Genomic DNA, 24,946 nt, shown 5'->3' with positions numbered 1-24,946 from the left:
GTGCTATTGTATACAACCACCTTTTGTCTAAAAGATTCTGATCATTCTTTTCCCATGTCTATTCACATATACTCTTTTCTATAACATGAATGATACGTTAAGATGTAAGCCTATTAGACAATCTTAATTTTTAACATTTTCTTCTTTTCTTAACACATCGGCCATGCTTCTACATTTAATAGTAGTAAAAGACAACTTAAAAAGGAGGGGTTGTATTGAAGAATAAAAAAAATATTGGCTGTTTCGCTCCTTTATCTATCATTTGTCCAGACCCTTGTCCACCGCCCCCTCCTCCAAATCCAAGTTGCGAGCTAGTAACAAATGAATTTGCAGGGAATTTCCTCATAACTAATAACACCATTCCCTCTGCCAAAGATGCATTACGATCAATGATACTATGGCAAAGTGATGGGATACTCCTTATATCAGGTACTGTCTCGGTTTACAATAGTACTAGCAGCACTGAAGCAATTACAATTCAAATCGTTGGAGCAGTAACTAATATTTTCACTGTGTTTCCTGGCAATACAATATCTTACACAGGTAAAGGTTTAATATCCGTTAGTATTATTAATATACAAAGTAATTCTTCACTATATTTAGAAGGCAAGTACTGTTGCCAATTTACATGTTGCTTATAGAATACCAATTTCATTACTTCCTCAATAAAAAAAACATACCCTTTACGGTATGCTTTTTTATGAAATCGGATAACGTACTGTAATACAAAACTCTCCTTGACTAACAGTTGTTCCTGTCGTAGTAATTCGAATTGTAGTAAAATATCGTATAGTGAAAGTACCGCTACTTTGCGGTTGAACAGTAATCGTATCAACTACTGTAGCACCTACTAAAAAATCAACAGTAATTGGATTTGCGCCTACATCATATTTCACATAACCCGAACCATACACTTCTTGCGTAATATTATTCGTATATACAATTTGAGTACCAGCACCTGTAATAGACCAGTCTGTACATACTTGATCTTGTACAAGCGTTTTATTAGAACAACAAGACAAACTGGAACTTCTCATTCCCATTTTGATCCTCTTCTATTCTGCTATGAAAGTGGATAACGTGTTGTAATACAAAACTCTCCCTGATACGTTCCAGCAGGTGTTGCCGGTAACACAACTTGTATACTATCAAAGCGGCGATACGTAAAAGCAATACTCGTTCCTGGGTTTAATGTTTGTGTATCAATTGTAGCCCCAGCAGAATCAAGTGCTTCTACAGTGATTGGGCCCGGTCCAACATCATATTTCACAAAGCCAGTACCAATTACATTTTGATTAATATTATTTGTATAGAGAACATTATCAATTGCTGTTACAACTACAGTAGCAGACCACGGACTACACACTTTATCTTGCACATAATTTTTATCTGGACAGCAAGTTAACGCTGACCCTGAGCACTCACAAGACATAGTTGTTTCCCCTCTCTCTTTTATATTCCCTATATGTGTATGTCCTTTAGAGTCTTTTGCCTGTACTATTCATCTATTTTCAAAAATTAATCAAAACTCAATGCTAATAACTAGATAGATTCCGTTTTGTTTCGTTTTTTCATAAATTTATAGATAAAGATACTAGCCACGATAAGAAGAACGCCTCCTAATATCGGTAGCATATATTGTCCAACAATATCCGCTGCTTTTTCCCAATGCGGACCTAATTTCATTCCTACATATATATACAAAGCCGTTAACGGGAACATCGCTACAAATGTATATATGCTAAATTTCCATATGTTCATTTTCGCCATACCACATGGAACGGAAATAAGTGTTCGAACTCCTGGAACGAAGCGTCCAACAAATGCTACAACCGGTCCGTATTTCTCAAAGAAATCATCTGCCTTTTGAATTTGTTCTTCCTTAATGAAGAAGTATTTTCCGTATTTCATTAATAGAGGACGACCACCGTAATAACCGAGTGCATATAACGTTAATGGTCCTGTCGTTCCACCAAGCGTTCCAGCTAATACAGCTAGCCAAAAATTCATATCTCCCTCGTACACCCAATATCCAACCATGGGTAAAACTACTTCTGCTGGAATAAATTCAAACGTTAATGCTAACACAACTCCAAAATAAGAAAACTGCTTTAAAAACTCGATTATATCTAAAATAATTTGCTCCATTCTTTTAACTCCTATCCAATATTTACATTATGCTTTTCTTGTAATTGCACTGGTGCCATTTTTACAATTCGATTCAAAATGAATAACACAATTCCAATATCATCTAAAATACCGATAAACGGCAGGAAGTCTGGAATTAAATCAAGCGGCATCGCCACATAACCAACTAAAAAAGCAACAGATAAAATTTTCTTCTTTATTGAAACCTCTTTTGAAGTGAAAAAGTCAAATAGGAATGGAACAAACTTGCGGACATGAAATACAACTCTTAATCTACTAATAAGTTTTTTCATTTTTTATCTCCTCTCTTTGTATACAAAAAGGCCCCTACCAAATATGGTAAGGGTCCTAAAAAAGACAATAAGGGGCCTGTACCATTGCTGGTAAAGGTCTCACTAACAACGAAACGTTGCCAATAAAGCCGAGGGTTTCTCCCTGTAATGACGACTTTACTGTAATAAGTTACTCCCCTTTATATACACAATTTTATACAATCACATTAAAATATTTTAGAGGGCTTGTCAATACATTTTATGACTCGAACTATCTAGCTTACCCTTGACTAAAAATAAAAAACGTATATGAAATTTCTTACTATCTCATAATAAACATACTTATTTTTTTAAATGAAAGGAGAAATTTCATATGCATACCGTATGGAAAGGTGCACTTTCACTTGGGCTATTAAATATAGGAATCAAACTATATAGTGCCGTAGAAGAAAACGATATAAAGTTTTTAAGTCTCCATAAAGAATGCCTAACACCTATTAAATATAAAAAGTTTGCTCCTGATTGTACGGATGAAGAAATCGATGATAAAGATATTGTAAAAGCCTATGAATATGCACCTCATAAATACATCATTATTGATGAAAAAGAATTAGCTGAGCTGCAAAAAGTTCATGAGCCACGGTCCATTCGTATTATATCTTTTGTCCAAAATAGCGAAATTGATTCTGTTCTCTATGACCGTTCTTATTTTATAGGCCCTACGCCGGGACACGAAAAGTCATATTTATTATTAAAAGAAGCTCTTGAACGTACGAATAAACTTGGTCTTATTCATATTTCTATCAGAAAAAAACAACACTTAGCTATTATCCGTAGCTTTGAAGATGGGCTTATGTTACAAACCATTCATTACCCTAATGAAATTCGCAATATAACAACTACACCTAATTTACCAAGTAACGAAGATCATCCTATTCAAAAACAAGAACTCACCGTGGCAATCAATTTAATTCATCATCTTACAAATCCTTTCGAACAAGAGCTATTTACAGACGAGTATAAAGAAGCTCTTACCGAATTAATCGAAAACAAAATTGAACAACAGGAAAAAACTGAAACAATCTCCCCAGCTCCAAACATCATCAATATTATGGAGACATTACAGGCAAGTATTGAGCAAGCAAAAATAAAAAGAGATAATAAAAAAGAACAAGAGGCCAACTGAAATCGACCTCTTGTTCTTTAAAGTGGATTACATTTTGGCATCTCAAGTCCAGATGATTGTGCTAACTTTAATAAATAATAACATTCCTCTCTTGCCATATGATCTGCCATTCTCGCTGATAACGCACTTAATATTTCATTCGATAACTCCATCTCTTCAACCTCATGGAGAAAATGCGAAAATAATTTTAACTCAAGTGAAACATCTTTTGTAAACTTCTTTAATGCAGGAAAATGATGAAGCTCTGTCCGTAAATACCCCGTCATCTCAACTGCCTTTAAGTAAAATTGTTCAAAGTGCTTCTCGAATTCTTCGCTTTTCTCTTTCAATCTTTTTTCAACAAGATCTAATCCACCAGAAATAGACCCTGCATGACCAGCTGCATCTGTTAACCAAACGAGATGATAATGTAATTCATGAAAAACAGGCGGAATTTCTCCTTTCTTTAAAAATTCTAACACCGTTATATATTCTTCTACTTTGTTTACCATATGATTGATGAAAGTTGGCGTAAAATGAATAGTGATTTTTCCCTCGAGTTGTTTCTGTATAATACTTAATTTAAACATTCGTATTTCCTTTGCGGCTCGTTCTGCCTCTTTTGAGAATGCAATGAGATTGACAGTATGAATTTTATTTAAAAAGCCTGTAAACGTCTCAACAAAATAAGTAGCTTTCTTTATATCTTCCTTCTCCTTTGGAGCTAACGCATCAAGTAAAAATTGCGCATGATCACTAAGTACCTTTAGCCAAAACTTATGCTCAAACAACGCACTTTCTTCGTAATTTCTCTCCATCAAATCGCCTCCCTATGTCCCTTTCTTTCTATCACTTGAACTTTATATCCATCTGGGTCTTGTACTACAATACTCTTCTCACTTTTGTTTTCTGTATATGCAATTTTATAAAACACTAACCTCTTCTTTAAGTTCTCTATGTTAGAAATTGAAAACATTAGAACATCAACCGCATCCGTAACACTCTTCTCACGCCCACCCAAACTACGATTCATTACAAAACTAACTCTCATTGAATCAGCATCATACCAAACCCCTGTTACATCTAATTGGGGTCTTTCTAAACTAGGCTTGATTCCTAAAATCCCTTCATAAAAATACAAAGTTTCCTTTAAGTTTTTCACTTCCAATACAATGAATTGTTTCACAGTCTCCACATTCATTCCCCCCGTACCTATTACTTTTTTATATGTGTCATAAATGCCTATTATGTCTGAATACAATACGTAGTGATGAAGAGTTAAGGAGGTTTATTCATGAATAAATATATGAGATCATTCGTGCCATACCATAGCCCTCAAGATCCTTGTCCTCCTATCGGAAAAAAATATTATTCTACTCCTCCTAATTTATTTTTAGGTTTTCAACCGCCAAATTTACCGCAATTCACACCAAAAGAGGCATTACAAAAAGGGACTTTATGGCCTGTTTTTTATGACTATTATGAAAATCCTTATAAAAAAGGGCGGTGACTACTGACGTGACTCAATCGCTACCAGAAGAATATTATCAACTTTTACTGGAGCTTCAAGAACTAGACTTTGTACTAGTTGAACTAACTCTTTATTTAGATACACATCCAGATGACACTGCTGCGATTAATCAATTTAATGACTTCTCCTATAAACGAAGGGTATTAAAACAAAAGATGGAAGAAAAATACGGACCACTTCAGCAGTTTGGAAATAGTTATTCTAACGCTCCATGGGAATGGAGCAAAGGTCCTTGGCCATGGCAAATATGAAGGAGAGAAAATATGTGGATTTATGAGAAGAAATTACAATACCCGGTTAAAGTAAGCACCTGTAATCCAGCCCTTGCCAAATTATTAGTTGAACAGTACGGTGGTGCTGACGGCGAACTAGCTGCTGCCCTTCGTTACTTAAATCAGCGTTATACTATCCCTGACAAAGTCGTTGGCTTGCTAACCGATATCGGCACCGAAGAATTCGCACACCTAGAAATGATCGCTACAATGATTTATAAATTAACAAAAGATGCAACACCGGAACAAATGAAAGCTGCCGGATTAGACGCACAGTACGCTAATCACGATAGCGCTTTATTTTATCATAATGCAGGTGGTGTTCCTTTTACTGCTACTTATATTCAGGCAAAAGGAGACCCTATCGCAGATTTATACGAAGATATTGCAGCTGAAGAAAAAGCGCGCGCAACATATCAATGGCTCATTAACTTATCCGATGATCCAGATATAAATGACAGCTTACGCTTTTTACGTGAACGAGAAATTGTGCATTCACAACGCTTCCGAGAAGCAGTTGAAATTTTAAAAGAAGAACGTGATAAAAAGATTTTCTTTTAACACACATATCGTAACGATATGTGTGTTTTTTTATATGTAAAGTTAAATCCTTCCTAATTAACATATAAATAGTATATTTATTCAATTTAATGCATTATTTTTTATTTTTTATAAAATTCCCTCTTGCTTTCTAGTCATCAGACCTTTAAAATAATAACAGTTACTCGACAAATTATTTGAATTTTCGACAAAAATACTCATTAGGAGGATTTTCTTTATATGCGTACAACTTTAAAACCAGCGCAAATACTTTCGATTAGTTTACTACTATTCGCAGTTTTCTTCGGTGCTGGTAATATGATTTTCCCGCCCCTTCTCGGTCTTTCTTCCGGAGAGAACATGTGGGTTTCCATTACAGGATTTATTATTACAGACGTCGGTTTATCTTTACTAGCTATCGTCGCTGTTGCCCTTGCCGGTGGTAGTTTTAACACTTTAGCAAGCCGTGTTCATCCAAAATTCGCAGCAGTATTCGCTATCATTATTTATCTTTCAATCGGCCCACTATTTGTTATTCCACGAACTGGATCTGTATCTTACGAAATTGGGATTGCACCACTTTTCCCAGATCAATGGTATTCTATGTTGGCTTTTAGCGCTATTTTCTTTACAGTCGTTTACTTCCTATCATTAAATCCATCCAAATTAGTAGATCATATCGGTAAAATATTAACGCCAATTTTACTTGTAATTATTGCAATTATGGCAACAAAAGCGATTCTTTCACCAGGATCATTCACAGAACCTATCGGTGACTATAAAGACATCCCATTTTTCAAAGGATTTCTTGAAGGGTTTTTAACGTTAGATGCAATTGGGGCGCTCGTATTATCAACAATTGTTGTAAATGCAATTCGCCAAAACGGTATACAAGATAAAAAATCCATCGCAAAATATACAATTATTTGCGGAAGCATTGCTGCCCTTTTCTTAACAATTGTTTATTTCTTACTCGGTTATATCGGGGCTTCAAACGGAAACTTAGGACAATTTGAAAACGGTGGTCAGCTATTAGCTACGATTATGTATCAATTCTTTGGGACAAGCGGTAATGTTTTATTAAGTATCGCAATTATTTTCGCTTGTTTAACGACTGCAATCGGTGTTGTAAGTGCATTCGCAAACTATTTCGCAACAGTGTTAACGAATGTTTCATACAAGAAATTGGTACTATACGTTTGTATATTTAGCTTCATCATTTCAAACTTAGGCTTAAGCTTATTAATTAAAATTACATTACCTGTATTAATTATTTTATATCCAATTACAATCATTTTAATTTTCGTATCATTTATTGATAAATATACGAAACGTAAACCTTCTGTCTATATCGGAGCAATGATTGCTGCATTCCTTATTAGCTGTATTCATGCACTTGATAATGTGGAAATGATTCCAAACTTTATCGCTAATATCGTACACACAATTCCTTTTTATAACTTAGGGATCGGCTGGATTGTTCCGGCAATTATCGGTGGTATAATCGGATACTTTATTCCGCAAACAGAAGCTGAAGGTGAAGTTTCTACGAAATAAAAAAAGAAGCAAGCATTGATTATGCTTGCTTCTTCTTTATTTTCACATCGTATGTTTAAAAGTAAATAACTCTTCTTTTGACTGCACAACAGATTGTTCTTCTTCTACAACTGGCTTCTTTATCTCTCCGCCTAACCTTACTTTTAACATCGCCTCTTCTATACTTTTTACAATCATATTTCCTGAAAAAATAGTAAGCCCGAAAAATGTAATTGGGACGAGAGGAATCCATGGATGCACTGTTAATGACCTAAAATAGACTCCTATTAACCCTGACCATTCATGTGTGTAAGAGTCTATTTCTTTTATCCCTATCGGTCCACCAAACTGGACTGTCCCACCAAAAAACACCTCAAGTAACCCTAAATGAAGTAAAATAGTCAAGGTTTGAGTAAACTGCTGAAGAAATACGAGTATAAACGTCATATTGAGATGCGGAAAAAGGTGCTTTATAACAATATGTCTTCTTGATCCACCTAATATGCGCGCAGCATCAATAAATTCTTCCGTTTGTAATTTACGAACTTCCTTCGCCACATAAAGTGCAATAACTGGCATCACAAGCAGTACAAGTAATACAACTTGGAACGAAGCCCTTTCAAAAAAAGTTGTTGTTTCCTCTCCACTTCCAAATCTATTCACAGCTTGAAGAAAGAAATACGCAATCATAACTGTCGGAATAACTGTGAAACTATCAAAAAAAGCCTCAATCTTTGAAAAGCCTCTTTTTATATATGTTCCGAGTATAACACCGAAAAACACACCTATTACCATTCTAAGTGCCGCAATTAAAATAGATATACCAATCGTCCACTTCGCGCCTTCAATGACTAAATGTAAAAGGTCATATCCTTTCAAATCTGTCCCGAGTAAAAATTGTAGTGAAGGTGAAAACGGTGGCACTTCTGGATTTCCATCCGCATCATATTGCAGTGTAACTTTTTTAATCTGTCCATCATTCCATATCGTATTTCCGATGCTCAAAAGAACTAATAGGAGAAGAAACCCAATGCTTATCCAAAATCTTTTATCGCGTTTTATATACGTCCACATATTATAATCTCTCCTTCATCGCAGCTGGAATGAGATAATGAAACAATTTAAATATAATAAAAATCGGAATATAAATAAGCAGCACACTAACGATGAAAACCTCAACCCTAATACCCTCATACGATTTCAAAAACATAAAAATACCACTCGTATTAAAAATCCATTCTATAATATATAAATTAGATAACATAAAAAAAACATTCGTTTTCGCAAAGAAAAGTGTACTAAGCAACACATTTCGTAAAATATGACGATTTAAAATATGAAAGCGATTCAGCCCTTTCGCTTTAGCAAATAGTACATAATCTTTTTCTAGCTCATTTTCAAAACGAAGCACTAACATTTTTACAAACATAATCGTTGTCGGTATACTCAAACATAATATTGGCAATCCTCTAATCGACTCGCCTCCAATTGACGCAATTTGAAAAGGTAAAAAACCTGTTTGTTTAAAAAACCATATAACCAAAATTTGTGATACTAAAATAAGAAGAATATCTGGAATGGATTCTAGGAAGATAAGAAATGATTTAATTCGATGTTGTATACGCGGTGAACTACTCATAATCATATAAACGATACAAAATGCTACAAATAATGAAATGAAAAAAGCGGCCAAAAAAATAACAATCGTTTCTTTATAATGGACAAACAACTGTGGGAATAAAAATTTATCTCTCACATATTGCAAATTGGAGAGATCCATTAAGTTCAAAAATACTTCTTTTAAACTCTTTATGTACTCTGATACATGCAGCTCAAATCCATAAAATAATTTCGGCAGTGCTCCTAAACAAATAATCCCCAAAATCGAAATAATAAATTGAATCGTCATTTCCATCCCATTCAAAAATACTTTTTTGACCATTTTTCCCCTTCTCTCTCTATGATTTACCCTTTAATTTTATTCTTAATTTTCTGAATTGTAAATATTCAAACATAAAAAATCACTAGGTTATGATCCTAGTGATTCTTTATGTACATGTTTTTCTCTTTTCGCAAACGGCATATACACAATAAAACATCCAATAAGCGCTGCGAGTTCTAATGAAATAATATAGTAAGGATGCGGTCCTAACATATCGAGTAATGAGGCAGTTTCTGGCTTATGAGCTAAAAACATATAATTTCCACCCGTTTTGTAATTCACAAACGAAACAATTGGAATCAATATGTTTAAAAATATCATTGTGCGTTTAATAGATTGTACTGTCGGACGATACCCTTCTACCCAGGTCATAAAGAGCGGTGCCCAAATGAGCAATACATGCGCAATGAAATATTCAATGAAACGAAAATGCGGAAAAGCATACTGCAAGTTTGGCGTTAAAATGGCTTGTGATGCACCGATAATTCCTGTGAAAAACACAATCTCATATATGCGATAACTTTTCGTTACAATCATAATTGACGCTAATAATAAACTAATCGTACATAACTCAAATGGTAATGAAGTGCCTAGGTCAAAAATCCCGGCTTTCCATTCCCACATATGAAGCCCAATTTCACTTCCTATAAATAGAAATGCAATCGCATATCTAACCGTTATATTCCACTCAATTTGACGTAATACATCTTGGTATTGATATAGAAAAACGATCCCCACCAACATAATAAATAATATAATGGCATGTTGCCTTGAGTATGGAATAAATAGCTTTAATGGATGCGCACTAAAATAAGCTTCCATCTTCCTTCCTCCTCTCCTTCCTACAATATTATTGTAGGAAAGAAACAACGAGTCAATTCATTTGCTTAAGCTAGGACAACCTCTACCTTACATTTACATATTCATACCTTACAAAACTGTAAGGTTATTGTAAGCTAAAACGATTTGTCAGATTCTTCACCTCTTCTATACTTAATGTAGATACTAAAACGAACGAAAAGGTGATAAATAGATGAAGAAGAAAAATAAAGTGTTAATTACTAGTGTAGTAGCAATCGGAATTGCAGCTGGATCATACTTTGCATTTGCTGGTGGTGGTGGTGGTTCAGATGTTGCAATGGCATATAGCAGTTATAAAGTAACAGAAAAACAAATCGAAAACGCGCAAAAATTTGGCGGTGAAGTTATTCCAAACGGAATTGAAACTATTTCATTTGATCCAACAAAAGGCACGTATGAATTAGCGGTTAAAAAAGGCGATGAAGTGAAAAAAGGGCAGCTTCTGTTTAAATATAATGACCCTACTGCTAAACAAGGTGTAACGGAAGCAGAAATGCAAAAGAAAATCGCACAAAAAGAAGTAACATTGTTCCAAAAACAAATTGATGCAGCGAAACAAAAATTACAAAAAGATAAAAATGCAGGTCTTCCTCAGGAAGCATTAAAAGCATCGGAAGTCGAAGTGCAACAATTAGAATCACAACTTGAAATGAAAAAGTTTGAAGTTGAAAAATCTGATGAAATGATTAAAGCAGCAAAAGAGAAAGTAAACACTCTTTCTGTAACAAGTCCTGTTGATGGTGTAATTGATGATATCGTGAAAACTGCTGATGAAAAAACAGGTATGAGTGGCATTACTCTTCGTCATGCTGGTCAATTTAAAGTAAAAGGTCAACTTTCTGAATATGAGCTTGCTAGTATGAAAGTTGGGCAAGAAGTAACTGTTTCATCAAAAACGGTCGCTGGTAAGACTTGGACAGGAAAAGTAACGGAAATTGGTTCTACACCATTAAAGAGCATGGACGAAAATAAAACTGTTTCTAACTATCAATTCACTGTCACATTAGATAATAGTGAAGAATTACAAAACGGCTTCCACGTTTACGTAACAAGTAAATCTGGCGAAGCAACTGGTACAATTGTTCCGAAAAGCAGCATCGTGAAAAAAGGTGACAAAAATGTTGTCTTCGTTGTAAAAGATGGTAAAGCGAAAGAACAAGCGATTACTGTTGAATTCGAGACAGATAGCGAAGCAAAAGTTTCTGGAGTGAAAAAAGGAGAACAAATTATCTCTAAACCTGAAAAAGACTTAAAAGATGGTATGGAGGTTGTCGCCCAGTGATTAACTTAAAAGGCATCACGAAATCCTTCCAAAATGGTGCAGAGTCCGTTCAAATATTACACGGAATTGACGTAACACTAAACCAAGGAGAATTCACTTCTATAATGGGACCTTCTGGTTCTGGTAAATCAACTTTAATGAACATTATCGGTTGCTTAGATAAACCAACGACAGGTGCGTATGAATTAGCGGGACAAAATATTTCAAACATGTCTGAAACCGAACTTGCACGCGTTCGTAATAAAGAGATCGGGTTTGTATTTCAAAACTTCATGTTATTACCGAGACTTACAGCACTTCAAAATGTAGAACTACCTCTTATTTACGCTGGAGTCGATAAAAAAGAAAGACGTGAACGCTCATTAGCCGCTTTAACAAAAGTTGGTTTAGCGGATCGAGCTACTCACTTACCGAACGAATTATCCGGTGGTCAAAAGCAGCGTGTTGCCGTTGCCCGTGCAATTGTAAATAACCCAAAATTCATTTTAGCTGATGAACCAACGGGTGCACTTGATACGAAAACGAGTACACAAATTATGGACCTCTTTTACGAATTAAACAAACAAGGCTCAACAATCATTATGATTACCCATGATCGTGAAATCGGGGAAGCTGCAGCACGTCAAATTGTAATTCGTGACGGAAATATCGTCCAAGATTGGAGAGGTTAATTTTGAACACGAGTGAAAATATACGCATGGCCCTTTCCTCTATCTTTGCTCATAAAATGCGTTCTATATTAACAATGCTAGGTATTATTATTGGTATTAGCGCCATTATTACTATCATTTCAATGGGTGATGGTACAAATGCAAAGTTTAAAAAAGAGTTAGGCCAAGGAAAAGATACAGAAGTAACGATTTACTACAACAACCCTGATTACGGAACTGATAGTGCCAAAATTACAGCTGATATGTTAAAACGTCTTCAAACTGTGCCAGGCGTTAAAGATGTGTATCCAGATGTAAGTATGAAAGTAAAAGCATCTTCTGGTTCAAAAGATGTCTCTCTTGATTTAAGAGGTGGAACAGGCGCCTTCATGACAGATGCAAAAATAAAATTAGTTCACGGTCGTGAATTAAATGATAGTGAATTAAAGCAAGCGATTCATGCTGTTATTTTAAATGAAGAAGCTTTCAATAAATTATTTAACGGCTGGGAATCAAATTTATACACTGATATAAAAGGAAAGCCATATAAAGTAGTCGGTGTGTATGAAACGAAAAACGATTTCGGAATGGCTATGTCAGAAGGTTATACATCACTTGAAAACGCTCCTGTAATCTCAGGAGTAACTGAGTATGACTCTGTAAGATTAATATTAACTTCACCAGCAGAACGTAAAAGTGTAGAAAAACAAGCCGCTTCTGTTTTAAACGATATGAAAGCTCCTAAATTTGAGCATAAATTTGAAGCTCAAGATATGGGTGAATTTACAAAGCAACTAGATGAATCAATCGGTATGATGAAAATGGTATTCGGTGGTATCGCTGCTATTTCATTACTTGTTGGTGGTATCGGTGTAATGAACATCATGCTTGTATCTGTAACAGAACGTACACGTGAGATCGGTATTCGTAAAGCACTTGGTGCAACACGCGGTAAAGTATTAACGCAATTCTTAATCGAATCTTGTATTTTAACAGGACTAGGTGGTTTTATCGGATTCATGCTCGGTATCTTCTTCGCTTGGATCGTCTCAATCTTTGCCGGATGGCCACTTGTTATCTCAAAAGAACTTGGACTTCTTTCAGTAGGTATTTCAATGCTAATCGGTATTGCATTCGGACTACTACCAGCTAACAAAGCTGCAAAACTTGATCCAATTGAATGTTTACGATATGAGTAAATAAAAAACGTAGGAGTGTACACTCCTACGTTTTTTATTTACCTATCAAATTGTGTTTCTTCTATTATATATGTTTCACGTTACAACTATCTTTCTAATACTCTTCATTCTTTATAGATACTCGGGCTATTATCGAATCCTATTATTGCAAAAATAATATGTAATAGACAAAATACAAGGCGTAATTTTTTCCATGCATCGACTTATTTTGTAACAATTCTATCGATATTTCATTAAATTTCACCTCATTTATATATTTCCACAGCCAAAAATATTATTATTTTATAACTAAATTTTCGTTTCGACAGTAAAACACACCATTTTTGTAATACTACAGAAAACAATTATAAATATTAATGTAATATTATTAACGTTATAGAAATTGAAATACCACTCATTTTATGTTTCACACGCTCTAATCCTCCAAAAAACAATAAGGAAGCGCTATCAGGTTATTTATGGAATTATTACAGAATATTAATGCCCCGTTACGAAAGCTTTGTAATTTTATGTTTTTCGCAAATAAGAAAATAATGGTTGCTATAATGAGGTCAACGAAAACAAATGCAATGGAGGCTATTATGAAAAAATTTATGGGTATAGCAACAGCAGCGGTTTTTGGTCTTGGGATTTTCACAACATCTGCTAAAGCAGAAACAATCGTAACGACTGACGTACTAAACGTACGAGAAAACCCAACTACTGAATCAAAAGTTGTAGGAAAATTATTAGATGGATATAAAGTAAATGTTTTACATACAGAAAACGGATGGTCAAAAGTTAAATTGAATAGCGGTAAAGAAGCTTTCATAAGCGCTGACTATACGAAAGATACTTACTACGTAACAGCAAACGTATTAAACGTACGTGCTGGAGCAAACACAGACTCAGAAATTCTTGGTAAGTTGAAACAAGATGATGTAATCGAAACAACACACGAAGTGCAAAATGACTGGATTCAATTTGAATATAACGGAAAAACAGCTTATGTTCATGTTCCATACTTAACAGGTAAAGCACCAGTTAAGGTTCAACCAGCAGTTAAAGTTGAAAAAGCAATTAAAGTTCAAGACACAGCTAAAGTTCGTGAAGCAGTTAAAGCTGGTGAAGTAGCTGAAACTCAAGCAAAAGCTAAAGCAGAGGAAGCAACTAAAGCTCGTGAAGTAGCTGAAGCTCAAGCAGAAGTTAAAGCTCAGGAAGCAGCTAAAGCTCGTGAAGAAGCTAAGGCTCAAGCAGAAGCTAAAGCTCAGGCAGATGCTGAAGCTCAAGCAGAAGCTAAAGCAGAGGCAGCAGCTAAAGCTCGTGAAGAAGCTAAAGCTCAGGCAGCAGCTGAAGTTCAAGCAGAAGCTAAAGCAGAGGCAGCGGCTAAGGCTCGTGAAGAAGCTAAAGCTCAGGCAGCAGCTGAAGCTCGTGAAGCGGCTAAAGCTCAAGAGGCAGCTAAAGCTCGTGAAGCGGCTAAAGTTCAAAAACCAGCTACACAACAACCTGTTGCAAAAGAAACTGAAACAAGCACACCATCATCTTCTCGTGAGTTAAGAGTTGTAGCAACAGCTTACACAGCAGATCCACTTGAAAATGGTTATAAAGCAGGCGACCAAGTAAAATCAGCTTTAGGTCACAACTTAACAGCAAATCCAAACATGAAACTAATTGCAGTTGATCCAAGTGTCATTCCATTAGGTTCAAAAGTATGGGTTGAAGGTTACGGAGTAGCAATCGCTGGTGATACTGGTGGAGCTATTAAAGGAAATAAAATCGACGTTTTAATGCCCGATAAAGGCACTTCAAGTAACTGGGGACGTAAAACAGTTACAGTGAAAATTTTAAACTAATTACTATAAAAAAAGAGTCAGTCTCATTGTTGAGGCTGACTCTTTTTTTTACTCTATTAAACTACTGAAAAATGTCACAGTAAATGAAATTATATCAACGATTTTTCAAATATATCTATCGTAACCTACAATATATCAACGATTTTTCGAATATATCTATCGTAACTTATAATATATCAACGATTCGACAAGAAATATCGATTTATCGACAAATTTTTACATTAAAAGCACTTTACTATTAAAAAGGCGTTCCAAAATTTAGAACGCCCCCTATCTTCCCTATTCCACACAAGTAAACTGCGTCCAAGCTCCTACATAATCTAGTAAGAATAACTCCTCTTCCGCAATTGTACCGACGATATTTTTTCGTTCATCTATCGGCATCTCTTTCAAGATGATTTGCAGTTCACCTTTGTACTTTCCGAATGAGTTATTACCAATTACAACTTGCCCTCTTTCCTGTAGCACACTTTCGCGCACCGGGAAGTCATAGTCTTTGTACTTTTTACGCACTTCTGTAGAACGTACCATATATTCTGTTATGTCGCCGCGTCTTACGTGTAATTCTTGCAGCGTCGCTTTCCTCTCTACTTCCGTCGCTTCATCTACAAATTGTACTTTCAGCTGCAGCATGTAACGATTTAAGTTTCCTAATTTCTCTAACTCTTCTTCACTCGCATAAGCATTTCCGATAATGACATCATCAATTAGCCCTGTTGCCCATAAATGCTTCGCTTGTACTTCAATTGGTAAATTACGATGCTCTTCTAACGTACATAAACCGTCGTTAATATCCCATGGACCGATGTTTGCGGCATTTGATGTAATAAAGGCTGCACTGCGAATACCGTGCTTTTTAAAACGTTCACTACATCGAATGAAATAATCGTACGGAAGACCAGTAAACTTTTGTGGATAAAAATTATGGCAACCGATTAAAGCTGATTTATTCGCTTGATGCGAAAGAATATTTTCTAAGTACGCAATATCGTTACTTACATTTAACTCAATTTTTAAACCGTACGGATTATTCGTCATTTTCGCTTCCGTTAATCCGTCAAAACCTACATCTAAACGAATACCGTCTGCGCCTAATTCTGCGAAAAATGATAGATCGCTATAACTAATACCAAGCTGATCAAACACAGCCGGAGCTACATCTAAAATAACTTCCATATTGTTATCTTTTGCGTGATTAATAATCTCTTTAAATTCAGCTACAATTTCTTCTTTTGGACGATTCACAGATAACAAACAAGTAAATATTCTTGAAAAACCGTGTCGTGCCGCTGCGGAAATATAAGCCATATCTTTTTCTTTCGTTGAATGCTCTGGATAAAGTGAAATTCCTAATTTACGCTCCATGCTTTTGCATCTCCTTCACACGTTGTATTAATGCCATGCTCGTAAATCTATATTTTGCAGATAAACATGTTGCACATAAAATTGTCGGTACAATAATTACGTACGGTGAGTGTAGACCTAACATTACATATGCACCCATTGAACAACCGATAAACAAAACTGATACGAGTAGTAAAACTAATAAAGATTTACTTTGTACCCATTTCGAATAATGAGCAATGCATTGTCCGATCACAAATGTAATTAAGATGATAATTGCTCCGAGCATTCTGTTTTCTCCTCTCCTGCTATTTGTTGTTTCTCATACATTTTGAAGAATGGATAGTAAATAATAAATGAGATTACAAAGTTAATAATTACAAGTACGCCAGCCATAATTGTCCAGTCCGTACTAATCACTGCTGCAATTGGCGCTAACATCGTAAATGGCAACTTCGCCATCATAAGTGGAATCATACCTGAAACAACTGCGAAATATGATACTGTCGTTGTAACTAACGGTGTAATAACGAACGGAATAATTAAGATTGGGTTCATTACAATCGGTGCCCCGAAAATAATTGGCTCGTTAATATTGAATAAACCTGGCACGAATGATAATCTACCTAACTCTTTTAAAAACTTAGATTTAGAGAACATAAACATAATGACTAAAGCTAACGTTGAACCCGACCCACCAATCCATACGAACCATTGAATAAATTGCTCTGTAAATAAGTTTGGTAACTGATGTGCATTTCCTGTAGCTGTGAACACTTCCATATTTTCAAGAATTGCTGAATCCCACATCGGACGAATGATTGGTCCTAAAATCGCTGGGCCATGAATACCGAATGACCAGAAGAACACGATTAAAAATACTGTTAATAAACCGCCGAATAAATTGTTTCCTACTAATACTGACTTTAATGGTGCGATTAAATATGTGATCGTTGTATTTACATCAAATTTTAAACCGTAACGAATACCCCAGAATAAAAGAATAACTACTAGAGTTGGAATTAATGCTGCAAACGAGTTTGCAACTGCTGGAGGTACACTTTCTGGTAATTTAATCGAAATATTATGCTTAATCATAAAATGATAAATTTCTACTGCAATTAATGCAGTAACAATTGCGCCGAATAAAGACGTGGCACTTAATGTTCCTACTGAAATGTATCTACCCGCATCAATAACACCTGGTACAGCTTTCGTAATTTGAATTGGTTCAACTGATGCTAATAAAAAGGCGAGTACAGAGAGTAACCCTGCGCTTAATTGATTGAGCTGATAAAAATTAGCGAGCGAAGCCCCTACCCCAAAAGCTGCGTATAATGCCATTAAGCCTACTGTAAATCGGAATGGAATATCTAAAATATGACGAAACGGTGCAATCCACTCCATATATGCATCAATTGGTAAGTTTAAAAAGATAACGAAAAATGATCCGACGATCGTTAATGGTAATGTAGAAATAACCCCGTTTCGAATTGCTAATAAATGTCGCTGTCCTGCAATCTTTTGCGTTGTTGGCATAATCTTCTGTTCCATAAAACTCATAAACCCATTCATCAATAGCCCTCCCTTTGTTCAATATAACCAAAAGTTATAACATTATAATGTTTATGTTTAAAAAAATATAATTACGCTAAAACTAATTCTTCTGCCTGCTTAAGTACTTTCAAACCGTCACACATGCCATAATCTCGTTGGTTTATAATAGCAACTGGTATATCGTATGACTTTGCAAGAAACGCTACGGCCGGAAATAAATATTTCACTTGCGGACCAATTAAAACGGCATCTGCTTCCTTAATTTCAAGCTTCACAAGTTCTGAATCAACTGCCTTAATTTTATAATCCTTCCCTTGTTTCTTCGCCTCTTCTTGCATTTTTCTTACAACCATACTCGTTGACATACCTGCAGCACAACATAATAAAATATACATATTATACTGTCACTTTCTCTTCCACACGTTTATGAAGAGCGATAAATTCTTCAGCAAGTTCTTTCACTGTAATTGCATTCATTAAATGATCTTGTGCATGTACTAACAGTAAACTTATTTCTGCATGATTTCCTCTTGCTTCCTCTTGAATTAAATCCGTCTGAATACGATGAGCTGCTGAAATTTCTTCACTAGCAAGTTCCATCTTTTCACTCGCATTCTCAAAATCTCCTTGTCTTGCAAAAGCGATTGCTTCAAGCGCCGCGCTTCTCGCGTTGCCACCATGTAAAATTAACGCAAATGGAGTTTGCATATCAGTCATTTTAACTTCCCCCAAGCTTTGTTTTTCTATATGTTCACCTTATTATGAAAACGCATACAATTAAACATAAAAAACTTCCGTTATGTAACGGAAGTTTTTATATACTTTTTCAATACGATAATAAAATCTCTTGAAAACCTTCAATTAATTCAGCCTGAGTTAATTTCTCTATCGTATTCTGATTAGACATAATATCATATAAAAAATCATAAAGCCGTTGCAAATCTTCATTATTATTGCGCTTCACACTAAATAAAATAATCAATTGTACTTTTTTATCTCCCCAATCAACAGCCTTATCAAGTGTACAAAACATCAAAAATGTTTCCTCACTTAATAACTGCATCGGATGCGGAATCGCCACTAAATTCCCAACCGCTGTCGGAGATGTATTTTCTCTTTCCATAACAGAAGCATAAAAATTTTCTGGCACATAGTTTTTCTCAGCGGCTTTCTCACATAAAAATTGAATAACTTCTTCTTTCGTAGAAGCACTACGATTTAAAAAGATTAAATCTTCTTTTATATATTGCTGCACACTATTATTCACATGCGTAAACAATTGCTGACCAATCGATTTAATCTCTTTATCATCAAATATTGAATTCACCTTTATAACTGGTACAGGCAAACCACTCGGTATATGAATCGTACTAATAATACAATCTATTTTATCTTTATAAAGGTCTTCTACTTTCAATTGATAATAACCTGTAATACCTACAATCTCTAATTTATCTCGAAATTGTGATAAAATTTTATATTTTAATAGTTGTGCACTCCCTTGACCAGTCGCACAAACTAGTAAACATCTTTTCTTTTGATTCTGCTCCTGCAAACGGCTCATCGCTCCGCCGAAATGAATAGCAATATAACCAATTTCACTTTCCGGAATCGTTTCACCCGTATATTCACCAATTATATCTCCAACGAGAACCGCAATTTCAAAAGCATACGGATAATTCTTTTTCACTTCTGCCAAAAGAGGATTTCTCGTATTTAACTTATACTTCAAACGATTTAATAACGTTTTTAAATGAACACCAAATCCAAATAATAATTCTTCATCATAATAAAAAATAAGATTCCGTTCTTCCGCTACTTTAAAAAGAATATGTTGCATAAATGCATATATATCTTTTCCTAATAGCTCTTCTACATTTTCATAGCGATCTCTCGCTGTAACAGCAGTACTTAACAAATGCACCGTCACATATAATACTTCTTCTTCTGGAAATAAAAGTTTTAACTCTTTCTCTAAATCTCCTAAAATCAGTAGTTTTTCCCCTTTATATTCTCTCTATTTCTTTAATGTAAATCCGAATTTATCCCAAGCATGTAAATAATCTAGTAAGAAAATCTCTTCTTCTATAATTCGACCAACTACATTTGTTTTTCCTGTATTCACCATATCTTTTAATGCAATTTGTAATTCACCTTTATACTGGCCATATTGCTCATTATCAATTAAAAGATCGCCACGCTTAATTTCACGCGTATTATGAGGTTTAAACTCTTCTTTTTTATATTTCACACGACTTTGTGTAGAACGAATCATATATTCAGATACATCCCCGCGATAAAAATGAGGTTCTTCTAATACGATAATTCTTTCTAAATTTGTCGTTGTATCGTATAGTTCTATATCAAATGTTTGTTTCTCTTTATTTAACGCACCTAGTGCTTGTAATTCTTCTTCTGATGCATAAGCGTTCGCAATAATAACATCATCAATTAATTCTGTCGCAAATAAATGCTTCGCTTGCGTTGTCATCGGTAATTCACGATGCTCTTCTAACGTACATAAACCTTCTGTTACTGGCCAAGGTCCGTATGTTGCATCAAATGATGAAATAAATGCAGCTGTTCTCATGCCGTAATCTTTAAATTGTTTCGAGCATGTAATGAAATGATCGTATGATAACCCAGAATAGCGGTGCGGATAAAAATTATGACAGCCAATTAAATTTTCACGATTTGGTCTATGACTCATAATGTTATCTACATACTTCGTACCATTGCTCATATTAATCTCAATTTTCAAACCATACGGATTATAAGTCATAATTGATTCTTCTAATCCTGAGAAACCAACATCTAAACGAATACCGTACGCACCTAATTCATGGAAGAATGATAAATCATTATACGAAATACCTAATTGTTCAAAAACAGATGGACTAATATCAACTAATACTTGGAACCCTAATGCATTCGCATGAGAGATCGTTTCTTTAAATTCTTCAATAATTTTCTCTTTTTCTCCATCCACAGATAGTAAACATGTGAACACACGTGTAAATCCGTATTTACTTGCTAATGTTACATATTCCTTATCTTTCTCTACCGTTGAATGTTCTGGATAAATAGAAATACCTAATCGTCTCATATGTACACGCCTCTTTCTTCATTGTTTTGTAAACCTTTTCAAATATATGTAGCGAAAAAGTATATATCCCCTTCTCATTCACTACCTTTTGAATCCGCTTTCTTTAAAGAAAAAACAATTTCTATCATTCATAACAACTACAAGTCTATACATCTATACTTTACATCTTTTTTTCATAGTTGTGTAGCGTTTACACAAATTTGTCAGTTTTTCATTTTAAAAATTGTTATCCGCTTTCAAGACACCTTCCTTGACTGCTACATTGACCAATACATATACTCAAAAGAAAAGAGATAAAGTGAAACTTTAATCAGTGGGGGTTTTGTTCATCCCCCACCGATTATTAGCCTTCACCAATCGGGCGTTTGCTGGCAGCAGGGCTTCCACCTAACTTCTTTGCTCCAGCCAGATTTTGAGGTGGGAATTTTACTGTCCGCAATTAGCGGAAAAAATGTATATAGGGGATGAATATATGGGAGAGGCAATACTCGTAAAACGAGAACCGTTATGGACAAAAGAGTTTGTTGCTTTAATTTTTGCAAACTTATGTATGTTTTTAGGGTTTCAAATGTTAATTCCAACTTTACCTGTTTATGTGAAAGAAATCGGTGGCACAAGTTCAAATATCGGATTGGTCGTCGGTATGTTTACCGTTGCGGCACTTTTTGTTAGACCGCTAACTGGAAACGCCTTACAGAAATTTAATAAAAAAATCATTTTAATGATCGGTACTGCTATTTGTTTACTCGCTATGGGCAGTTACCTTTTCGCCTCTACCATTTTTCTCTTGCTTGCCGTTCGTATTTTACACGGAGCTGGCTTCGGTATTACAACGACTACATATGGAACTGTCGTTTCTGATTTAATTCCAGCAGCTCGCCGCGGAGAAGGCATGGGATATTTCGGACTTTCTGGAACCATTGCAATGGCTCTCGGCCCACTAATCGGACTATGGCTTATGCAAGCATATAATTTCAACGTTCTTTTTTTATGTGCACTTTCATGCACAATCGTTTCATTAATTTTAACGAAACTACTTCAAATCCAAAAAACGAAACAACCACCAAAACAATCATCTGGTACTTTTCTCGATGGATTTATTGAGCGCAAAGCTTTACTTCCTTCATTATTAATATTATGTATTACATTAATGTACGGAGGAATCGGCAGCTTTATCACACTATTTGCTACCGAAGTTGGCATTGCTGATATTAGTCTCTTCTTTTTATGTAACGCGCTAGCAATCGCTGTAACTCGTCCATTTTCCGGAAAGTTATATGATGCGAAAGGCCATACATTCGTCATCATTCCAGGGGTTATTATAACGTTCGCAGGTATTATTTTATTGTCGTATACAACGACAATTCCGAGCTTAGTTATTGCGGCAGCCTGTTACGGAAGTGGCTTCGGAGCGATTCAGCCTGCGCTACAAGCATGGATGATCGACCGAGTAGCACCGCACCGACGAGGAGTCGCAACAGCTACATTCTTCTCAGCATTTGACCTTGGAATTGGTGCGGGAGCGATTATTTTCGGATTCATTGCACATTTTACAAACTATGCGACTGTATATCGTTATTCTTCCCTATTACTTATTGCTTTTCTGTTCATTTACATTACAAGTATAAGAAAACAAAAGCACGGAGATAAAAATACAGAAAAAGCTGCTGGATAATTTAGCGGCTTTTTTTTCTTGCAAAAAAAGACTACTTAATAAATATTAAACCCCATGTTGGCTTTATAAAACTACATGCATTTCCCTACATATTTTTTTAACTATCATCAAAAAATATACAATGAACTTGTAGAAGATTTCTTTGATATACAATTGAATAATACTATTCTAAAAAGTGTGATTTCTTTACAAAAACACTATTTACAAAAGACGAAAACCATTAAAATACAGCTGTTTCTTTAAAGAATTGTAAACTTTTCACCTCTTTGTAAATTTAGTGTAAATTTTACTAGCAAACCGTTTACAGTGCCTCAAGATTTAGTTAATAATTACATCGTACATGAAATTTAAGGAGTGGAATGCGTGGAATATAATGTTCAAGAAATGATCTTCCAATTCATTGGTGGATTAGGTATTTTCTTATTCGGGATTAAATACATGGGCGATGGACTGCAACAAGCAGCTGGAGATCGTCTTCGCGATATTTTAGATCGTTTTACAACGAACCCACTTATGGGTGTACTAGCAGGTATGTTAGTTACTGTATTAATTCAATCAAGTTCAGGAACAACCGCTTTAACAGTCGGACTTGTAAGTGCCGGATTTATGACATTAAGACAAGCAATTGGTGTTATTATGGGTGCGAACATCGGTACGACAGTTACTGCATTTATTATCGGGATTAAAATCGGAGAATACGCTCTCCCAGTTATGGCAGTTGGAGCGATTTTACTATTCTTCTTTAAAAATAAAAAAGTACATTCTGTAGGTCAAGTTGTATTCGGTTTTGGTATGTTATTCTTCGGTTTAGAATTAATGAGCGCAGGTATGAAACCTCTTCGTTCATTAGAGGCATTCCAAGATTTAATGATTAGCATGAGTGATAATCCAATTTTAGGAATTATTGTCGGTACAGTCTTCACTTTAATTGTACAAAGCTCAAGCGCAACAATCGGTATTTTACAAGAATTATTCGGTCAAGGTGCAATCGATTTACAAGCTGCCCTTCCTGTATTATTCGGTGATAACATCGGTACGACAATTACAGCAGTATTAGCAGCAATCGGTACTTCAATTGCAGCAAGACGTGCAGCATTAGTTCACGTTATCTTTAATATTATCGGTACCATTATCTTTACGATTATATTGATACCATTTACAAATTTAATTCAATATTTCCAAACGTCATTAAACTTGAATCCAGAAATGACAATTGCATTTGCACATGGAACATTTAACGTAACGAATACAATCATTCAGTTCCCATTCATTGCAGTATTAGCCTGGATTGTAACAAAAATTATTCGTGGTGAAGATGCATCTATTAACTTCAAACCACAACATTTAAATCCAATCTTTATTGAACAATCTCCAGCTATTGCTTTAACAGAAGCTCAAAAAGAGATTATCCGTATGGCGGAGTTTTCATTAGATGGATTAAAAGAAGCAAACCAGTTTTTAAATACACAAGACAAAAAACACGCTAATATGGCTACTCAATTAGAAGGAGCTATTAACAATTTAGATAAAAAAATTACCGAGTATTTAGTTTTACTATCAGAAAAACCACTTTCATCAGCAGATTCTGAGAAGCATTCTGTTTTAGCTGGTGTTGTTGGAGATATTGAACGTGTCGGTGATCATGTAGAAAACCTTGTAGAACTTGTAGATTTCCAAATTTCAAACCGCGTTTCACTATCAGACGACGCACTAACTGAATTAAATGAAATGCTTGAATTAACAATTTCAACATTACAAGATGCAATCAATGCTTTAACAAACTTTGACACTGAACTAGCTCAAACTGTTATTGCAAAAGAACGTAAAATCGACCAAATGGAACGTGTTCTTCGCAAACGTCACGTAATACGTCTAAACGAACGTAGCTGTTCAGGCGATGCAAGCATCATCTTCGTTGACATGGTAAGTAACTTAGAGCGTATCGGTGATCACGCTGTAAATATCGCTGACGGTGTTTTAGGTGAACAAGGAAAAGTCAATTTAAAACAATCATTATAATAGGAAAGAGACGCT

27 protein-coding genes and 1 pseudogene are annotated in these 24,946 nt (G+C 35.2%); 12 read left to right on the top strand and 16 right to left on the bottom strand.

From position 1 onward, the window contains the following. Positions 1–215 precede the first annotated feature (215 nt). Complete coding sequence (locus tag MHH42_RS04205; protein ID WP_070172761.1) at positions 216–641, top strand: S-Ena type endospore appendage; 426 nt, start codon at positions 216–218, stop codon at positions 639–641. 57 nt (positions 642–698) lie between these two features. Here the strand turns inward: MHH42_RS04205 and MHH42_RS04200 are convergent, their stop codons facing one another. The 4 genes from MHH42_RS04200 to MHH42_RS04185 all read right to left on the bottom strand — a co-directional run bounded on the left by MHH42_RS04200 (position 699) and on the right by MHH42_RS04185 (position 2,441). Beyond that, positions 699–1,043 carry a DUF3992 domain-containing protein gene (locus MHH42_RS04200; RefSeq protein ID WP_000525817.1) on the bottom strand — a complete coding sequence of 115 codons (345 nt, stop codon included), beginning with the start codon at positions 1,041–1,043 and terminating at the stop codon, positions 699–701. A gap of 20 nt (positions 1,044–1,063) precedes the next feature. Next, positions 1,064–1,432, bottom strand: coding sequence for a DUF3992 domain-containing protein (locus tag MHH42_RS04195; RefSeq protein WP_070172760.1), 369 nt, complete (start codon positions 1,430–1,432; stop codon positions 1,064–1,066). 110 nt (positions 1,433–1,542) lie between these two features. Continuing rightward, the gene (locus MHH42_RS04190; RefSeq protein ID WP_070172759.1) at positions 1,543–2,148 is read right to left on the bottom strand and encodes a DedA family protein; all 606 of its coding nucleotides are present in this window, start codon (positions 2,146–2,148) and stop codon (positions 1,543–1,545) included. 11 nt (positions 2,149–2,159) lie between these two features. Continuing rightward, entirely contained in the window at positions 2,160–2,441 is a 282-nt protein-coding gene (locus MHH42_RS04185; protein WP_000733839.1) for a YkvA family protein, read from the bottom strand. 352 nt (positions 2,442–2,793) lie between these two features. Here MHH42_RS04185 and ku point away from each other — a divergent pair, with 352 nt between their 5' ends. Continuing rightward, positions 2,794–3,606, top strand: a complete 813-nt coding sequence (ku, locus tag MHH42_RS04180; protein WP_340892924.1) for a non-homologous end joining protein Ku — start codon at positions 2,794–2,796, stop codon at positions 3,604–3,606. A gap of 17 nt (positions 3,607–3,623) precedes the next feature. Here ku and MHH42_RS04175 read toward each other — a convergent pair whose 3' ends face one another. Beyond that, on the bottom strand, positions 3,624–4,403 hold the full coding sequence (locus tag MHH42_RS04175; RefSeq protein ID WP_340892923.1) for a DUF2935 domain-containing protein: 780 nt from the start codon (positions 4,401–4,403) through the stop codon (positions 3,624–3,626). Continuing rightward, complete coding sequence (locus tag MHH42_RS04170; protein WP_340892922.1) at positions 4,403–4,786, bottom strand: VOC family protein; 384 nt, start codon at positions 4,784–4,786, stop codon at positions 4,403–4,405. The genes MHH42_RS04175 and MHH42_RS04170 overlap by 1 nt, the downstream gene beginning before the upstream one ends. A 93-nt stretch (positions 4,787–4,879) precedes the next feature. On the opposite strand from MHH42_RS04170, the gene MHH42_RS04165 reads away from it, so the two are divergent. The 4 genes from MHH42_RS04165 to brnQ2 all read left to right on the top strand — a co-directional run bounded on the left by MHH42_RS04165 (position 4,880) and on the right by brnQ2 (position 7,485). Further along, positions 4,880–5,095, top strand: coding sequence for a spore coat associated protein CotJA (locus tag MHH42_RS04165; RefSeq protein ID WP_001046260.1), 216 nt, complete (start codon positions 4,880–4,882; stop codon positions 5,093–5,095). Between the two features lie 8 nt (positions 5,096–5,103). Then, entirely contained in the window at positions 5,104–5,367 is a 264-nt protein-coding gene (locus MHH42_RS04160; RefSeq protein WP_000194492.1) for a spore coat protein CotJB, read from the top strand. A 12-nt stretch (positions 5,368–5,379) separates the two neighbouring features. After that, the gene (gene cotJC, locus MHH42_RS04155; protein WP_000265285.1) at positions 5,380–5,949 is read left to right on the top strand and encodes a spore coat protein CotJC; all 570 of its coding nucleotides are present in this window, start codon (positions 5,380–5,382) and stop codon (positions 5,947–5,949) included. Positions 5,950–6,168: 219 nt separating this feature from the next. Beyond that, complete coding sequence (gene brnQ2 / locus MHH42_RS04150; protein WP_001260922.1) at positions 6,169–7,485, top strand: branched-chain amino acid transport system II carrier protein BrnQ2; 1,317 nt, start codon at positions 6,169–6,171, stop codon at positions 7,483–7,485. A gap of 42 nt (positions 7,486–7,527) precedes the next feature. On the opposite strand, the gene MHH42_RS04145 is transcribed toward brnQ2, so the two are convergent. The 3 genes from MHH42_RS04145 to MHH42_RS04135 form a co-directional block, all read right to left on the bottom strand. Further along, a complete protein-coding gene (locus MHH42_RS04145) occupies positions 7,528–8,538 on the bottom strand; it encodes an ABC transporter permease subunit (protein ID WP_000269942.1) in 1,011 nt (336 codons plus the stop codon). A 1-nt stretch (position 8,539) separates the two neighbouring features. Beyond that, positions 8,540–9,406 carry an ABC transporter permease subunit gene (locus MHH42_RS04140; RefSeq protein WP_070189557.1) on the bottom strand — a complete coding sequence of 289 codons (867 nt, stop codon included), beginning with the start codon at positions 9,404–9,406 and terminating at the stop codon, positions 8,540–8,542. Positions 9,407–9,493: 87 nt separating this feature from the next. Next, entirely contained in the window at positions 9,494–10,228 is a 735-nt protein-coding gene (locus tag MHH42_RS04135) for a YwaF family protein (RefSeq protein WP_070189556.1), read from the bottom strand. A gap of 211 nt (positions 10,229–10,439) precedes the next feature. Here MHH42_RS04135 and MHH42_RS04130 point away from each other — a divergent pair, with 211 nt between their 5' ends. The 4 genes from MHH42_RS04130 to entC all read left to right on the top strand — a co-directional run bounded on the left by MHH42_RS04130 (position 10,440) and on the right by entC (position 15,230). After that, a complete protein-coding gene (locus MHH42_RS04130; RefSeq protein ID WP_070172755.1) occupies positions 10,440–11,549 on the top strand; it encodes an efflux RND transporter periplasmic adaptor subunit in 1,110 nt (369 codons plus the stop codon). Next, complete coding sequence (locus MHH42_RS04125; protein ID WP_000609098.1) at positions 11,546–12,220, top strand: ABC transporter ATP-binding protein; 675 nt, start codon at positions 11,546–11,548, stop codon at positions 12,218–12,220. The genes MHH42_RS04130 and MHH42_RS04125 overlap by 4 nt, the downstream gene beginning before the upstream one ends. 26 nt (positions 12,221–12,246) lie before the next feature. Next, positions 12,247–13,398 carry an ABC transporter permease gene (locus tag MHH42_RS04120; RefSeq protein ID WP_445286056.1) on the top strand — a complete coding sequence of 384 codons (1,152 nt, stop codon included), beginning with the start codon at positions 12,247–12,249 and terminating at the stop codon, positions 13,396–13,398. 458 nt (positions 13,399–13,856) lie between these two features. Beyond that, positions 13,857–15,230, top strand: a complete 1,374-nt coding sequence (gene entC / locus MHH42_RS04115; protein ID WP_141490663.1) for a cell wall-binding protein EntC — start codon at positions 13,857–13,859, stop codon at positions 15,228–15,230. Positions 15,231–15,509: 279 nt separating this feature from the next. On the opposite strand, the gene MHH42_RS04110 is transcribed toward entC, so the two are convergent. The 7 genes and pseudogenes from MHH42_RS04110 to MHH42_RS04080 all read right to left on the bottom strand — a co-directional run bounded on the left by MHH42_RS04110 (position 15,510) and on the right by MHH42_RS04080 (position 21,237). Beyond that, positions 15,510–16,595, bottom strand: a complete 1,086-nt coding sequence (locus MHH42_RS04110; protein ID WP_070172753.1) for a DUF871 domain-containing protein — start codon at positions 16,593–16,595, stop codon at positions 15,510–15,512. Then, complete coding sequence (locus MHH42_RS04105; protein ID WP_000900039.1) at positions 16,585–16,863, bottom strand: hypothetical protein; 279 nt, start codon at positions 16,861–16,863, stop codon at positions 16,585–16,587. The genes MHH42_RS04110 and MHH42_RS04105 overlap by 11 nt, the downstream gene beginning before the upstream one ends. After that, positions 16,839–18,149 carry a PTS sugar transporter subunit IIC gene (locus MHH42_RS04100; RefSeq protein ID WP_001013063.1) on the bottom strand — a complete coding sequence of 437 codons (1,311 nt, stop codon included), beginning with the start codon at positions 18,147–18,149 and terminating at the stop codon, positions 16,839–16,841. The genes MHH42_RS04105 and MHH42_RS04100 overlap by 25 nt, the downstream gene beginning before the upstream one ends. Before the next feature lie 71 nt (positions 18,150–18,220). Next, entirely contained in the window at positions 18,221–18,526 is a 306-nt protein-coding gene (locus MHH42_RS04095; protein WP_000275634.1) for a PTS sugar transporter subunit IIB, read from the bottom strand. A 1-nt stretch (position 18,527) separates the two neighbouring features. Further along, positions 18,528–18,848, bottom strand: coding sequence for a PTS lactose/cellobiose transporter subunit IIA (locus MHH42_RS04090; RefSeq protein ID WP_000131325.1), 321 nt, complete (start codon positions 18,846–18,848; stop codon positions 18,528–18,530). Between the two features lie 109 nt (positions 18,849–18,957). After that, a pseudogene (locus tag MHH42_RS04085) lies at positions 18,958–20,121 on the bottom strand (BglG family transcription antiterminator); the annotation flags it as partial. A 27-nt stretch (positions 20,122–20,148) separates the two neighbouring features. Further along, complete coding sequence (locus MHH42_RS04080) at positions 20,149–21,237, bottom strand: DUF871 domain-containing protein (protein WP_001253372.1); 1,089 nt, start codon at positions 21,235–21,237, stop codon at positions 20,149–20,151. A 472-nt stretch (positions 21,238–21,709) separates the two neighbouring features. Between MHH42_RS04080 and MHH42_RS04075 the strand changes: the two genes are divergently transcribed. Both MHH42_RS04075 and MHH42_RS04070 read left to right on the top strand, forming a co-directional pair. After that, positions 21,710–22,912, top strand: a complete 1,203-nt coding sequence (locus MHH42_RS04075; RefSeq protein WP_000503251.1) for an MFS transporter — start codon at positions 21,710–21,712, stop codon at positions 22,910–22,912. Between the two features lie 363 nt (positions 22,913–23,275). Further along, positions 23,276–24,931: a Na/Pi cotransporter family protein gene (locus tag MHH42_RS04070; protein WP_000456283.1), complete on the top strand. Its 1,656-nt coding sequence runs from the start codon at positions 23,276–23,278 to the stop codon at positions 24,929–24,931. Positions 24,932–24,946 lie beyond the last annotated feature (15 nt).

The organism is Bacillus sp. FSL L8-0099, from assembly GCF_038006385.1.
Lineage (GTDB): Bacteria > Bacillota > Bacilli > Bacillales > Bacillaceae_G > Bacillus_A > Bacillus_A toyonensis.
This window is presented reverse-complemented; position numbering and strand designations above follow the sequence as displayed.